This window comes from Amycolatopsis ponsaeliensis (genome assembly GCF_030182635.1).
Lineage (GTDB): Bacteria > Actinomycetota > Actinomycetes > Mycobacteriales > Pseudonocardiaceae > Amycolatopsis > Amycolatopsis ponsaeliensis.
On record NZ_JAPZLD010000018.1, the window covers coordinates 1 to 14,378 of the forward strand.

A 14,378-nucleotide genomic window follows, 5' to 3' on the forward strand; every position below is an offset into this window, starting at 1 on the left:
CCTCGTAGTGCCCCGTGTTGGCCGGCAGCATCCGGTCCGCCACCGCGAGGACCACCGGCCCGGCCGCCCCGGATGTGGGGGGGGCCCCCGCCCCCGCCACCGCGTCCCGCCGCCGCCCCAGGGCGGCCTCGACCTCGGTGGGGGGGGGGGTGGGCCGCCCCGCGGGGGGTGGGGCCGCACCGGGCGCGGCCGCCCGGGGGGGGGGGGGGGGCGGGGGGGGCCCCCCCCCCCCCCCCCCCCACCACCGGGCTGGCGTGCCGGATGCCGTCCGGGGTGTTCTCGTGGGCGACGTTCGGGTAGAGGAACAGCCGGTACAGGTTGGAGTACAGCGTGGTCCGCTGGTCCTCGGTGGCGCCTTCGACCTCGACCCGGCCGAGCTGCTCCTGCCAGAGCTCGCGGGCCTGGTCGCGGACCTGCTCGAAGGTCGTCCCGGCGGGGATCTCCAGCTCGAGGTTGCGCTTGGCCTGCGCGAGGCTGATCAGCGACGTCGCGATCCGCAGCGTCGCGTCGGGGCCGTCGAACTCGAAGTAGCCCGAGACGCGCCGCCACGGCGGACGGCGGACCTTGGCGCCGCGGGTGGCCGGCGCGTCGGTGATGCCGTAGACGAACATGCGGCGCGCGCCGGCGGACAGGCGGCTGCGGACCCTCGTGTACCCGCTGATCTCGCCGGTGTCGGCGTTCAGTCGGAGGCGGCCGCGGTTGGCGGCGTTGTCGAACAGCAGCCAGCCGTGCATGTCGGGGAACGTGCAGCGCAGGATCGCCGCGTGGGACGTCGGCGCCAGGTCGACGGTCATGCCGTTGGCGAACCGGACGCCGTAGTGGTGCGGCGAGTCGATTTCGTCGTCGTGGGAGAAGGCCAGGGCGCGCTTGCGGCGGTCGCGCTGGACCGCGCCGGTGCCGGGCATGACGTGGAAGGTGTGCCGGTCGCCCATCCACGGGCTCGGCTGGTGGCTCAGGGCGATGGCCTGCAGCGCCGGGCGGTTCCGCTCGTCGTTGTGGCGGTGGTAGGAGTAGATCCAGTTGGTGACGCCGGCGTCGGTGACCGGGGTCCAGAAGTTGAACCCGTGCGGCACGGCGGTCGCGGGGAAGTTGTTGCCGCGGGAGTAGTCGCCGCTGGAGTGCGAGCCGCGGGTCGTGCGGACGAAGTCGACCGGGTCCCGCGGCGGCTCGGGGCGTTCGGCGACGCGGACGTCGTCGATCCACCCGGTGATCTCGCCTTCGGGAGGCGCGGTGCGGAGCACGATCCGGCTGATCCGGCGGCCCGCGAACGCCCCGAGCGGGCGCCGGACGAGGTTCCACTGGTCCACCCACAGCGTCTTGTCGTCCACGGGGTCGAACCCGGCCGAGGTGCCGTCGGCGAACTCGACGTCGAGGCTCACCCAGGTGGCGTGGTAGGCGGGGATGTCGCCGTCGGACTGCGGGAAGACCACATAGGACAGCTCGGTGGCCGCGGTGACGGGCGCGTCGAGGTCGAACAGGACGCCGCGCGGGCGCGCGGTGTAGCGCAGGGCCTTCGCCCCGGTGAAGCCGACGCCGGTCTTGGCCGTGGGGGAGCGGTCCGGGCCACTGTCGACCGTGAGAGCGGGGTCCGCTGGCTGCGGGTCACCGGCTTCGAAGGAGGAGGAGAACACGGCGTCGGACATGCGCACACCGTATCGGCCGAACGGCGTAGCGTGTGCTCGACGCGGGGGGAGGTCCTGGTGAACACGCACACCGTCCGGCACGAAGGTGCCGAGCTGCGCTACGAGCTGCGGGGCGACGGCCCCCTCCTGCTGCTGATCGCCGGCCGCGGCGGCTACCGCACCCGGTACGCGTCACTCGCGCAGCGGCTCGCCGCGTCGTACGCGGTGCTCACCTACGACCGGCGCGGCCCGGGCACCGACTTCGACATGGGCCAGCAGGCCCGCGACGCGGCGGCGGTGATCCGCGCGGTCGCGCCGCGTGCGGCCGTGTTCGGCCAGGGCGGGGGCGGCTCGGTGGCGTTCGAGCTCGCCGCGCAGGTGCCGGACGCCGTGACGGAACTGGTGGTCCACGAAGCCCCGGCGATCACCCTCCTGCCGGACGCGCCGACGTGGCTGTCCCGCGCCCGCCAGGTCCGGACCACCCACGAGCGGGACGGTCTCGACGCGGCCCTGACGCTGGTCGGCCTGACCGCGGCCGACTTCCCGGACACCGCGGCCGCGGAGCTGTTCCTGGCCCGCGAGTTCCCGGCGGTGGTGCTGCACACCCCGGACCTCGACGCGGTCCGCCGCACGGGCATCCCGGTGGTGACGGCGGCGGGCGAGACCAGCGGGGACACGTGCCTGGAGCGGTCGGCCCGGATCCAGGCGGAGCACCTGGCGTGCCGGTACGCGCGGTTCCCGGGCGGGCACCAGGGATTCGAGTCCGACGCGGACACCTTCGCCCCGGCGCTCTGCACGACGTTGGCGAGACTCCGCCGCCTCTGACCGGTCCGGGGGCTGTCGCGCGAGGTCTTGAATGAGTCATTCAAGACCTCGCGCGCCCTGAATGACTCATTCAAGACGTTTACCGGCGAGACCCACCGACCTGCGCCCTGCGTGAGTTCTTTACTTCGCAGCCGCCCTCCGGCTGGCGTTCGCGGCACGGCGCCGGCTCAATTCGGGCGGCCGCCGAATTGCCAGCGGTGCACTTCGACCCCGTCGTACCGGTCCACAGCCAGCACCGCCCGCGCGGCCTCCGCGTCCGGTGCCCGCAGCAGCACCGCCGTCCCCAGCCACGCCACGCCGTCGTCCGACAGCAACGGCCCACACGCGATCAGCTCGTCCCGCGAGCCGCCCACCTCGACCGGCTCTCCCGACCCGAACCCGAGGACCAGGTACCGGTTCCCGCCGGTCCGTCCACCCGGGAACTCCCACATCGTGCGCCCCAGCTCGTTCCGCCACCGGCGCAGCAGCACGTCCCGGTACGCCCCCGCCTGGTAGCCGGGCTCGTCGAACGCGAACGCCCTCGCCGCCGCTGGATCCGGCAGGTCCACGATGTGCACGCTGCCGGTGGGTGTCTCGCCGTCGAACGTCGGGCCGCGCGCGACCATCGTGAACCGGTCCATGTAGGACCAGTGCTCCGCCAGCAGTTCCCGGCGCAAGGAAGCCGAGCCCGGCCGGTCCCGGTGGTAGCAGAAGAACTCCACTTCGCCTCCCGAAAAGAGTGAAGGCCTCCCCGCCGAGGCGAGGAGGCCTTCACCGAACTACTACTGCGGACCTAGATCTTCGCGCACTGCCCGGCGGACGGGCCGCGGACGGTGTTCGGGAGGTCGTAGTCCGTCGGGGCGGGCGAGTTGACCGCGCAGGCCAGCGGGCCGCCGATGGTGCTCGACGTCAGCACCGGCCCGTGGTTGCCGGTCAGCGCGACCGGGCCACCCACCTGCGTCAGCTCGATCGACACCTGCCCGGTCACCCCGGTGATCGCCACCGGGCCGTCCACCTTCGTGCGGTTGAGCACGACCTGAGCCGCGCCGGTCGCGGCGAGCGGGCCCTTGATCTCCCCGCCGCGGACGATCAGCGACGCGCCGGAGCCCACCGTCACCGGGCCCGACACCGTCGCGTCCTGCAGGCACACCGTGCCGGACGAGACCGTGAGCGGCCCGGACGACGCACCCGTGATCGTCTTCGTGCAGGACGCGTCCGGCTTGCCCAGCAGCTCGAACTCGGCCAGCTGCGCCGGGGCGCCGGTGCTGGTCGCGGTCACTTCGAGCTTGTAGTAGGCGTAGTGCGCCGGGTTGGCCACCTTGAACGCGCGGGTCTGCTGCCGCCAGCTGAACGCCTGGTTCGTCTGCTGGTCGGCCACCGCCCAGGTCTTGCCGTCGTAGGAGCCCTTCAGCGTCCAGCTCTTCGGGTCGCCCGCACCGGTCTGGGACGTCAGCGTGTAGTGCGTGACGGCCTCGTCGGTGTTGTTCAGCTGGTACTGCAGGGCGCCGGTGACGGCGGCCTGGGTGCGCGAGGTGTTGTCGAGCAGCGCCCCCGCGTTCGAGCCGTCCGAAGTGGACAGCGTGCCCTTGCCGTCGCCGGTCTCGTCGTGCAGCGGCGTCGGAACGGCGTTGTCCTTGGTGATGGACGTCGGCGCGTCGTTCGGGCCGGTGCCCCACTTCGACGGGTTCGGGCCCATGTCGAAGTCGATCGTCCCGCCCTTGGCGATGACGTCCTGCGGCAGCGACGTGGAGGAGTACGCCTTGCCGTTGACCTTCACGCCCTGGACGTAGACGTTCTTCGCGCTGTTCTTCGGCGCGTTGATCACCAGGTTCTTGCCGCCGGCCAGGTGGATCGTGGCCTTCTTGAACAGCGGCGACCCGATCGCGTAGTTCGGGCTGCCCATCTGCAGCGGGTAGAAGCCCAGCGCGCTGAAGATGTACCACGCGGACATCTCGCCGTTGTCCTCGTCGCCGGCGTAGCCCTGCCCGATCTCGGCACCGTTGTAGAGCCGCGAGAGGGCCTCACGGACCTTCGCCTGCGTCTTCGACGGCTGACCCGCGTAGTCGTACATGTAGAGCAGGTGGTGCGAAGGCTGGTTGGAGTGGCCGTACTGGCCCATCCGCACGTCCCGCGCCTCGCGCATCTCGTGGATCACGCCCCCGTAGGAACCCGGGTAGTTGGCGGTCTCCTGGTCGGCGAAGAACTGGTCCAGCTTGGTCGCCAGGCCCGCCTGCCCGCCGTAGAGGTTGGCCAGGCCCTTGCCGTCCTGCGGCACGGTGAACGCCATGCCCCAGCCGTCGGTCTCGGTGTAGTCACCACCCCACGAGCGCGGGTCGTACTGGTCCTTCGTCTTGGTGAACTTCCCGCTCGCGTCCTTGCCCTGGAAGAACCCGGTGCTCGGGTCGAACAGGTTCACGTACTGCTGGGCGCGGCTGGTGAAGTACTCGTAGTTCTCCTGGTACTCCGCCTTGCGCGGGTCGTTCGGCGCCGCCTCCTCGGCCAGCTTCTTCGACAGGTTGGCGATGCCGAAGTCGTTGACGTAGCCCTCGATCGCCCACGAGAAGCCCTCGCTGGCGGTGTTGGGCGTGTAGCCGAGGAAGATGCCCTGGTCCAGGCCCTTGCGGCCGACCGCCGAGTTCGGCGGCGTCACCGTGGCGTTCTTCAGCGCCGCGTCGTAAGCCGACTTGACGTCGAAGTTCTTGACGCCCTTGAGGTAGGCGTCGGCGAACGCGACGTCCGAGCTCGTGCCGGTCATCAGGTCCGCGTAACCGGGGGAGGACCAGCGTGCGATCCAGCCGCCGTCGCGGTACTGCTGCACGAACCCGTCGACCATCTTCCCGGCCATGTCCGGCGTGAGCAGCGAGTACGCCGGCCACGTCGTGCGGTAGGTGTCCCAGAAGCCGTTGTTGACGTACATCTGGCCGTCGACCACCTTCGACCCGGTCTGGGTCACGGTGTCCGCGCCGGTCTTCGGCGACACGGGGCTCGCGTACTTGTACGCGGGCTTGTCGGCGGTGCCGGTGTTCTCGAACTGGGAGTTCGGGTACAGGAACAGCCGGTACAGGTTCGAGTAGAGCGTCGTGAGCTGGTCCTTCGACGCGCCCTCGACCTCGATCACCTTCAGCTGGTCGTCCCACGCCCTCTGCGCGGCGTCGCGCACGGTGTCGAAGGTCGCGGCCGGGGCGATCTCCTGGGCGAGGTTCTTCTTCGCCTGGTCGACGCTGATCAGCGACGTCGCGATCCGCATGTTCACGGTCTTGTCGGCGCCGGCGTTGAACCGCAGGTAGCCGGTGACGTTGTCGCGGCCCTGCCCGGTGAGCTTGCCGCCCGCCGTGACCGGCTTGTCGAACGTCGCGTAGACGAACATCCGGCCCGCGCCGGCGTACACGTTCGTCTCGGTGTAGCCCGACAGCGTGCCGTTGGCCGGGTCCAGCGTCAGGCCGGCCGAGTTGTTGACGCTGTCGAAGATCAGGCTCGAGTCCGCGCCCGGGAACGAGAACTTCATCATCGCCGCGTGGTCGGTCGGCGCGATCTCGGTCTTGATCCCGTTCTCGAACTGCACACCGTAGTAGTGCGCCCGCGCGACCTCGTCGCTGTGCTTGAAGGGCAGCGCCCGCGCGTCGCGGTTGGCGTCGGGCACCCCGGCGGCCGCGGACGGCATCACCTGGAACGCCTGCCGGTCACCCATCCACGGGCTCGGCTCGTGGCTCACGCTGAACGCCTGCAGCTGCGGGAGGTTCTGCGCGTTGTTCTGGGTGCTGTAGTTGTAGAGCCAGCTGCCCGAGCCGGCGTCGGTGACCGGGGTCCAGAAGTTGAACCCGTGCGGCACGGCCGTGGCCGGGAAGTTGTTGCCCCGGGAGAACGTGCTGTTGGCCATCGTGCCCCGCGTGGTGACCACGTTGTCGCTCGGGCGGGTGCTCGACGGCGGCGTCGGGGTCGCCGACACCTTCACGTCGTCCAGCCAGCCCTGCAGCGAGCCGGGGCCGTTCGGGTTGTCGTACCCGACCAGGATCCGGTCGATCGTCTTGCCCTTGGCGACCTGCCCGATCGCCGAACGCACCAGGTTCCACTGGTTGGCGTAGAGCACCTTCGAGGCACCCTGGCCCTCCGGCGTCAGCGGGAAGCCGTACTGGTCGGTCGCGCCGAGGTTGCGCAGGTAGGTGCCGTCGGTGAAGGCGAGGTCGATCGCGACGTTGGTGCTCGGGTACTTCAGGTCGCCGGTGATGAACTGCGGCTGCACCTTGTACGAGAGCTCGGTCGAAGCCACGACCGGGACGTTCACGTCGAAGATCTTGTTGTACGACCAGCCGTGCCCGGCCTCGGTCTGGCTGCCCGAGTAGCGGAACGCCTTGAGCCCGGTGAAGCCGACGCGGTTCTTGTTCGTGTAGCCGCTGGTCGGGCCGGAATCGGTGAAGCTGCGCATGTTCGGCAGCGGCGGCGGTGCCGGGTCGTCGTTGGCCAGCAGCAGCTCCGAGAGCTGCAGGATCGGCCCGCCGTTGTTGGCCGTGACGTTCAGCCGGAAGTACTTGTAGGCCGCGCTCGGCGCAGCCAGCTTGTAGTCCTTCTGCTGGAACCGCGCGGTGAACGCCTGGGCAGTCTGCTTGTCCAGATCGGTCCAGGCCTGCGCGTCGTTCGACCCCTGCAGCGTCCAGTCCTTGGGGTCGCGGTTGTCGAAGTCGTTGGCCGAAGAGATCGCGTAGTGCGTGATCGACGTGGCCTCCGACAGCGAGACCTGCGCCCACGCCGTCGGGTCCCACGACAGCCACTTGGTGTCGGTGGTGCCGTCGAAGAGGTTCGACACCACTTCGCCACCGTCGGTGTTCTCGCTGCTGGCGCTGCTCTCGGTGACCTTGCCGCGGATGTCACCGGGGATCGCGGTGCCGTTCGCACCGTTCACGCCGAAGGCACGCGGCTTGCCCGCCGCGTCGGTGTCGACGGTGTCGGTCCACGTCGGCTGGACGTCACCGGCCTCGAAGGAGGACGAGAAGTCGGCGGGAAGGGCTTCGTCCGCGGCGGACGCCGTGGCGGGGAGGGCGACCAGGCCGGCGGCGACCACGGCGGCGGTCACCAGGAAAGCGACCGGCGGTCTGGCGCTTCGGGGCATCGTTGCTCCAAGCTCTGGAGGGTGAACTGGGGACCGACGGACGGGGACCGGCGGCGCCCAGAGAGCGAAACGCGCGGGTGACATCGATGTCAAGACCGGTCGGCAAACCTGGCCAGAACTGGACAACCGAGGGAACGGGGAACCCGATGAGACCAGTCCGGATCTTCACCGCACTGACCGCACTCCTGCTCGCCACCACCGGATTCGCCCCGGTGGCCGCCACCGCCGCGACGGGTTCCCCCGTCCGGCCGATCACCACCTGCGGCGACCTGGTCCGCGGGTACACCCTCCCGGGCGCCGCCACGCACGTCACCTCGGCCGCCGTCGTCGCCGCGACCGGCACCGACCCCGAGTACTGCGGCGTGCGGGGCTACGTCGAACCGGCCGTGCGCTTCGAGCTGCGGCTGCCCACCAAGACCTACGCCGGGCGCTACCTGCAGTACGGCTGCGGCGGCTTCTGCGGCATCGTCAACCCGCCGCCCTTCGCCGACTGCGACCTGCCCCACGGCGGCGACGTCGCGGTCGCCGCCACCGACGACGGCCACGTCGGCACGACCCCCGCCGTCGTCGACGACGGCAGCTGGGGCGCGAACGACCAGGCCGCGCGCGACGACTTCGAGTTCCGCGGACCCCACGTCGTCTCCCGCGCCTCGAAGGCGATCATCCAGGCGTTCTACGGGGCGCCGCCGCGCAAGTCCTACTTCACCGGCTGCTCCGACGGCGGCCGCGAAGGCCTCCTGCTCGCCCAGCGCTATCCGGCGGACTTCGACGGCATCGTCGCCGGCGCACCAGCCGGGTACTGGAGCCCCCTGCTGGAGTTCCAGGCCTGGCTCGCGCGGGTGAACAACGCCGCCGACGGCAGCCCGATCCTCACCGCGGCGAAGCTGCCCGCCCTGCACAGCGCCGTCCTCGCCGCCTGCGACCGGCTCGACGGGCTCGCCGACGGCCAGCTCGACGACCCCCGCGCGTGCCGCTTCGACCCGGCGACGCTGACCTGCGCCGGCGCCGACACGCCGTCGTGCCTCACCCCGGCCCAGGTCGCCGCGACCCGCAAGATCTACTCGCCGCCCACCGACGGCCACGGCACGCTCCTCTACCCCGGCGGCGAGCAGCGCGGCTCGGAGCTGTCCTGGGCCGGGTGGATCATCCCCACCCCCGAGACCGGCGGCGTCGCCTTCGCCCGCAGCCTCGCCGACAACTACCTGCGCTACCTCGGCTACCCGATCGGCGCACCGGCCTCGACCGTGGACACCTTCGCCTTCACCAAGCGCGAGTTCGACCGGCTCACCCCGGTCGGCGCCCGCTACAACGCGATGAGCCTCGACCTCTCGGCGTTCCAGAAGCGCGGCGGCAAGCTCGTCCTGTGGCACGGCTGGGCCGACGAAGCGATCCCGCCGTCGAGCACGCTCGACTACTACCAGCGGCTCACCCACGGCCGCGGCCAGGACTGGGCGCGGCTGTTCATGGTCCCGTCGCTCTACCACTGCGGCGGCGGCACCACGCTCACCGAGTTCGACCCGCTGCGGCAGCTCGTCGCCTGGGTGGAACGCGGCACCGCGCCCACCGTGGTGACGGCGACCGGCCGCGACGCCGCCGGCACCGTCACCCGCACGCGGCCGGTGTTCACCTATCCCCAGCGCGCGGTCTACGACGGCACCGGCAGCGTCGACGACGCGGCCAACTTCCGCTCGGCCCCGCCGCTCGTGCCGGTCCGGGACGCCGTCGACTGGGCCGGGAACAAGCTCTACGCCATCCCCGGGCCGGTGGCCCGGTAAAGCGGTCACGCGGCTCCGGCGTCGTCGCTAAGGTCACGATCATGACGACACCGGAGCCCGCCGACCGCGTCCTGTCCCGAGCCTCGCTCGCCGAAGGCGACCCCACCCGGTGGTTCGACCAGCTCTACACCGCCGCCGCCCGCGGCGAGGCCGAGGTGCCGTGGACCCGCGGCACGCCCAACGCGGACCTGGCTGCCTGGGCGACGCCTGGTGAGGGCCGCCGTGCGCTGGTGGTGGGCAGCGCCCTGGGCGACGACTCGGAACTGCTGGCCTCGGCGGGCTGGGCGGTGACGGGCTTCGACGTCGCCCCGACGGCGGTCGAAGCCGCCCGCGCCCGGTTCCCGGAGTCCGCGGTGGACTACGTGGTGGCGGACCTGCTGAAGCCGCCGGGGGAGTGGCACCAGGCGTTCGACCTGGTCGTGGAGATCATGAACATCCAGGCGATGCCCCGCGACTTCCGCCCGGCGGCGCTGACGTCGTTGGCGGGGTTCCTCGCACCGGGCGGCACGCTGATCGTGTCCGAGGTCGCGGAGGAGAACTTCGACATGGCGACGTGGGTGAGCCCACCGTGGCCGTTCAGCCGCGAAGAGGTCGAGTCGGCCGCCCAGGACGGCGTCAAGCTGGTGACCCTGGAGCGCATCCGCGACGGCGCCCGCCACTGGGCCGAGTTCACCCGCTGACACCGCCCCGATGGCCATGAGGGGCACCTTCATGGCCACGAGCGCCAGGGGGCCGGCAAAGTCGGGTTTCCGGGCGGATTCCGGGCGCAGGGTCGCCGGTGTCTTGAATGAGTCATTCAGGGCGTGCAAGGTCCTGAATGACTCATTCAAGACGTTTGCCGAGGCCACCACGCCCGTAGACCGGCGACGGGACAGCCAGGCCGGGCGACTTTGCAGGAACCCTGGCCATCAGCGCCATAAAGGTGCCCCTCATGGCGCGTTCAGCAGTCGGCGAGGAACCGGGACAGCACCCGCGTCCCGAAGTGCAGGCCCTCCACCGGGACCCGCTCGTCCACCCCGTGCGCCATCGCCCGGTACGGGAAGCCCTTCGGCAACCACAGCGGCGCGAACCCGTAGTTCGCGATCCCCAGCTGCGCGAACGCCTTCGCGTCCGTCCCGCCGCCCAGGCAGTACGGCACCACCACGGCCTCCGGGTCCTCCGCCCGCAACGCCGCCGCCATCGCCGAGAACCACGGCGAGTCCACCGGGGCCTGCACCGGCGGCTGGTGCGCCACGAACTCCCGCGTCACGCCCTCGCCGAGCAGCTCGTCCAGGGCGGCGAACAACGACTCCTCGGTCCCCGGCAGCACCCGCACGTCCACCTGCGCGGTCGCCGTCGTCGGGATCACGTTCACCTTGTAGCCCGCGTCCAGCATCGTCGGGGTCGTGCTGTTGCGGACCGTCGGCAGCACCAGCCCGCCCGCCGGGCCCAGCGCCGCCACCGCCGCGTCCACGCCGTCCGAAGAGGACAGATCGACCGGCACGCCGAGCGCGGCGCCCGTCCGTTCCAGGAACGCCCGCACCGCCGGGGTCAGCGTCACCGGCCAGCGGTGCGCGGCGATCCGGTGCAACGCGCCCACCAACCGGGTGACGGCGTTCTCGTCGTTGGGCCGCGACCCGTGCCCCGCGCGGCCGCGGGCGGTCAACCGCAGGTGCGCCGTGCCGCGCTCGGCCGTCCCGACCGGGTACAGGTGCACGTCGTGCCCGCCGGCCGCCGGCACGTGGTAGGTGTAGCCGCCCGACTCGCTGATCGCCGCCTCGCAGCCTTCGAACAGCTCCGGATGCGACGCGACCAGCCAGTGCGCGCCCCACTCGCCGCGGTCCTCCTCGTCGGCGACGAACGCCAGCACCAGCTCACGCCGCGGCCGCACCCCGCCGGCCAGCGCGGCGAGCACCATCGCCACGAAGTCCTTCATGTCCGTCGCGCCGCGGCCCCACAGGTAGCCGTCGCGGACCTCGCCGGCGAACGGGTCCACCGACCAGTCCGCGGCGTCGGCCGGCACGACGTCCAGGTGCCCCTGCACCAGCAGCGCGGGCAACGACGGATCGGTACCGGGCACCCGCGCGATCACACTGGCCCGCCCGGGCGCGGCCTCCAGGATCTTCGACGGGATGCCCAGCGAGTCCAGGAACGCCGCCACGTACTCCGCGGCCGGGCGCTCCGGCTCGGCGTCGTTGTTCCCGCGGTTGGTCGTGTCGAACCGGATCAGGTCCGCGCACACGTCGACGACGTCGGTCACGTCAGCCATAGATGCCCTGCACCGCCCCGCCCGCGATCGCCGTGACCACCTTGAACGCCTTCATCGCCTCGGTCATGTTCACCGCGTCGAACCCGACCCGCCGGGTGCCGATCTGCTCCACCGTCGGGATCACCGCCGTCGCCTGCGCCAGGTGGCTCGCGTCGAACTCCACCTCGATCCGGTGCGACCCGACCTGCCGTTCCTCGCGCCCGGCCCGCGCCATCGCGTCGGCAGCCGCGCCGCTGAGCAGGTCCGCCGTGCGCGCCGGCGGCAGGCAGATCGCCGCGTACCGGCTGACGCACTCCTTCACCTGGACCAGCTCCGCCTCCGGAGCGTAGTCACGGGCCTCGTCGCACGTTTTGTCGTCACCCGAAACGAGCAGGACGGGGACGCCGTACTCCGCGGCCATCGCCGCGTTGAGCCTGCCCTCGCTCGCCGGGACGTCGTCCAGCCACACCCCGGTGATCTGGTTCTCCAGGTAGGTGTGGGAAAGCACCCCGTCGAACCCGGCGCCGGCGTGGTAGCCCAGGAACACCACACCGTCCACACCGGAGTCGATGCCCTGCATCATCGACAGCGGCTTGTGCCGCCCGGTCAGCATCCTGGCCCGCGGGTCCAGATCCTCCAGCAGCAGGTTCCGCTGCGACGAATGCGCCTCGTTGACCAGCACATCCCCGGCCCCGGCCGCGTACAGCCCGGCCAGCACCGCGTTGACGTCCCCGGTGAACAGCCGCCGGAAGCGGTCCCACTGCGGCGAACCGGGCACGACGTCGTCGGTCCAGGTGACGCCGGTGGCGCCCTCCATGTCCGCCGAGATCAGGATGCGCATGCCCGGCACTCTAACCAGGGCGCCGCGGCCCTCAGCACCGATCCCCGATCACGGTGCGTCACCGAACCCGATCGATAACGATCGGACACCTGCCGAGGCGGCAACATATTGCGCGGTTGTCCGGGTATGTGGTTACTTCTCGTCCTTGGGGAGGCTTCACAGCGAGAACGATGGGGTGGTTTTTGGTGCATTTCCCACGCAGAATCGGCCGGTTCGGCCGCGTCGGCGCGGTCGTCGCGGCCGCGACGCTGGCGGCGATCCCGCTCGCGCTCCCGGCCCAGGCCCAGCAGGCCAAGGTGCTGCGGGTCGCGCTGACCACCGGCATCGACCACCTGAACCCGTTCACCGCCGTGCTCGCCGCGTCCACGCAGATCGGCCGGTTCACCTACGAGTTCCTCACGGTCCCGAACGCCGAGAAGGCCGAGGCCTCGCCCGGCCTCGCCGAGTCCTGGACGCCGTCGCCGGACAAGCTGACCTGGACGTTCAAGATCCGCAGCGGTGCCAAGTGGAGCGACGGGCAGCCGGTGACCGCCAAGGACGCGGCGTTCACCTTCAACCGCATGCTCAAGGACGAGAACGCCCGCACCGCCAACGGCAACTACGTGGCCAACTTCGAGACGGTCACCGCGCCCGACGACACCACCCTCGTCATCAAGACGAAGACCGTGCAGGTCAACATGAACCTGCTCGACGTGCCGATCGTGCCCCAGCACATCTGGGAAGGCGTCACGGACCTCAAGGACCCCGCGACCGACGAGCTCAAGATCGCCGGCGTCTCCGACGGGCCGTTCCAGGTCACCGAGTACAAGCCGAACGAGTACGTCAAGCTCAAGGCCAACAAGGACTACTGGCGCGGAGCCCCGAAGATCGACGAACTGCAGCTGCTGCAGTTCAAGGACACCGAAGCCGCGGTCAACGCGCTCAAGCAGGGCGAAGTCGACGTCATCAACCGGCTCAACCCCAACCAGTTCGCCGCGCTGCAGGGCCAGGACGGCATCACCACCAACGCCGCGCCCGGCCGCCGCTACGATGAGCTCGCGTTCAACTTCGGCGTCACCGACAGCTCCAACAACCCCATCGGTGACGGCAACCCGGTCCTCAAGGACATCAACGTCCGCAAGGCGATCACCCAGGCCGTCGACACGCAGTCGCTGGTGGACAAGGTGCTCAAGGGCCTCGGCCAGGTCGGCGGCGGCGTCGTGCCCCCGGTCTACAGCGCCTACCACTGGGACCCGAGCGACACCGAGAAGGTCAAGTTCGACCTCGCCGCCGCCAACGCCACCCTCGAGCAGGCCGGCTACAAGAAGGGCCCGGACGGCGTCCGCACCGCCCCCGGCGGCGCGAAGCTGGAACTGCGCCTGACCGGGCACGCCAACCGCAGCTACGACCAGGGCGTCGCCCAGTACGTCACCGGCTGGCTCAAGGACATCGGCATCACCGTCAAGCAGGACCTCGTCTCCGACGACGAGCTGTCCGACCGCACCTCCACCGGCAAGTACGACCTCGCCATCGGCGGCTACGGCACCAACCCCGACCCGGACTACGCGCTCTCGCTGCACACCTGCGCCGCGCGGCCCAGCGCCGACGGCAAGGGCGGCAGCACCGACACGTTCTTCTGCGACGCCCCGTACGACGAGCTCTACAAGAAGCAGCTCACCGAGACCGACGACGCGAAGCGCGCCGACTACGTCAAGCAGGCCCAGGCCCGGCTCTACAGCCAGTTCCCGACGATCGTGCTCGACTACCAGAACGCGCTCGAGGCCTACCGCTCCGACAAGTTCTCCGCCTTCACCACCCAGCCGCAGCCCAAGGGCGCGATCCTCGAGCAGACCGGCTACTGGGGCGTCTACGGCGCCACCCCGGCCGGCACCGAGGCCACGGCCGACTCCGGCAGCGGCGGCACCGTCGTGTGGATCGTCGTCGGCGCCATCGTCGTGGTGATCATCGTGGTCGGCGGCGTCATCATCAGCCGCCGCAACAAGACCTCGGAAGACCGCGAGTAAGG

The 14,378-nt window shown here is 71.0% G+C and carries 9 protein-coding genes; 4 read left to right on the forward strand and 5 right to left on the reverse strand.

The genetic code is table 11. The annotated features are described in order from the left end of the window. The coding region (locus QQ657_RS25685; protein WP_284744803.1) for a glycoside hydrolase domain-containing protein at positions 1-1,643 on the reverse strand (1,643 nt) is incomplete at its 3' end. A gap of 57 nt (positions 1,644-1,700) precedes the next feature. On the opposite strand from QQ657_RS25685, the gene QQ657_RS25690 reads away from it, so the two are divergent. Further along, positions 1,701-2,447, forward strand: a complete 747-nt coding sequence (locus QQ657_RS25690; protein WP_284744804.1) for an alpha/beta fold hydrolase — start codon at positions 1,701-1,703, stop codon at positions 2,445-2,447. Positions 2,448-2,614: 167 nt separating this feature from the next. Here QQ657_RS25690 and QQ657_RS25695 read toward each other — a convergent pair whose 3' ends face one another. Both QQ657_RS25695 and QQ657_RS25700 read right to left on the reverse strand, forming a co-directional pair. Next, entirely contained in the window at positions 2,615-3,148 is a 534-nt protein-coding gene (locus tag QQ657_RS25695; RefSeq protein WP_284744805.1) for a YciI family protein, read from the reverse strand. A gap of 71 nt (positions 3,149-3,219) precedes the next feature. Then, positions 3,220-7,530, reverse strand: coding sequence for a GH92 family glycosyl hydrolase (locus QQ657_RS25700; protein ID WP_284744806.1), 4,311 nt, complete (start codon positions 7,528-7,530; stop codon positions 3,220-3,222). A 146-nt stretch (positions 7,531-7,676) separates the two neighbouring features. On the opposite strand from QQ657_RS25700, the gene QQ657_RS25705 reads away from it, so the two are divergent. Together QQ657_RS25705 and QQ657_RS25710 are read left to right on the forward strand one after the other, a co-directional pair. Further along, the gene (locus QQ657_RS25705) at positions 7,677-9,305 is read left to right on the forward strand and encodes a tannase/feruloyl esterase family alpha/beta hydrolase (RefSeq protein ID WP_284744807.1); all 1,629 of its coding nucleotides are present in this window, start codon (positions 7,677-7,679) and stop codon (positions 9,303-9,305) included. Between the two features lie 41 nt (positions 9,306-9,346). Continuing rightward, positions 9,347-9,985 (forward strand): class I SAM-dependent methyltransferase, encoded by a 639-nt coding sequence (locus tag QQ657_RS25710; protein WP_284744808.1) that lies wholly within the window; start codon positions 9,347-9,349, stop codon positions 9,983-9,985. A 260-nt stretch (positions 9,986-10,245) separates the two neighbouring features. Here the strand turns inward: QQ657_RS25710 and QQ657_RS25715 are convergent, their stop codons facing one another. Beyond that, the gene (locus QQ657_RS25715; protein WP_284744809.1) at positions 10,246-11,553 is read right to left on the reverse strand and encodes a M20/M25/M40 family metallo-hydrolase; all 1,308 of its coding nucleotides are present in this window, start codon (positions 11,551-11,553) and stop codon (positions 10,246-10,248) included. After that, a complete protein-coding gene (locus QQ657_RS25720) occupies positions 11,546-12,373 on the reverse strand; it encodes a M55 family metallopeptidase (RefSeq protein ID WP_284744810.1) in 828 nt (275 codons plus the stop codon). Before QQ657_RS25720 ends, QQ657_RS25715 begins: the two co-directional genes overlap by 8 nt. Positions 12,374-12,543: 170 nt before the next feature. On the opposite strand from QQ657_RS25720, the gene QQ657_RS25725 reads away from it, so the two are divergent. Next, positions 12,544-14,376: an ABC transporter substrate-binding protein gene (locus tag QQ657_RS25725; RefSeq protein ID WP_284744811.1), complete on the forward strand. Its 1,833-nt coding sequence runs from the start codon at positions 12,544-12,546 to the stop codon at positions 14,374-14,376. Positions 14,377-14,378 lie beyond the last annotated feature (2 nt).

What these genes read in the sequence shown, in the direction of transcription:
- QQ657_RS25700 (WP_284744806.1), bottom strand. Translation starts at nt 7,530, where the DNA reads ATGCCCCGAAGCGCCAGACCGCCGGTCGCTTTCCTGGTGACCGCCGCC.
- QQ657_RS25705 (WP_284744807.1), top strand. Translation starts at nt 7,677, where the DNA reads ATGAGACCAGTCCGGATCTTCACCGCACTGACCGCACTCCTGCTCGCC.
- QQ657_RS25710 (WP_284744808.1), top strand. Translation starts at nt 9,347, where the DNA reads ATGACGACACCGGAGCCCGCCGACCGCGTCCTGTCCCGAGCCTCGCTC.
- QQ657_RS25715 (WP_284744809.1), bottom strand. Translation starts at nt 11,553, where the DNA reads ATGGCTGACGTGACCGACGTCGTCGACGTGTGCGCGGACCTGATCCGG.
- QQ657_RS25720 (WP_284744810.1), bottom strand. Translation starts at nt 12,373, where the DNA reads ATGCGCATCCTGATCTCGGCGGACATGGAGGGCGCCACCGGCGTCACC.
- QQ657_RS25725 (WP_284744811.1), top strand. Translation starts at nt 12,544, where the DNA reads ATGGGGTGGTTTTTGGTGCATTTCCCACGCAGAATCGGCCGGTTCGGC.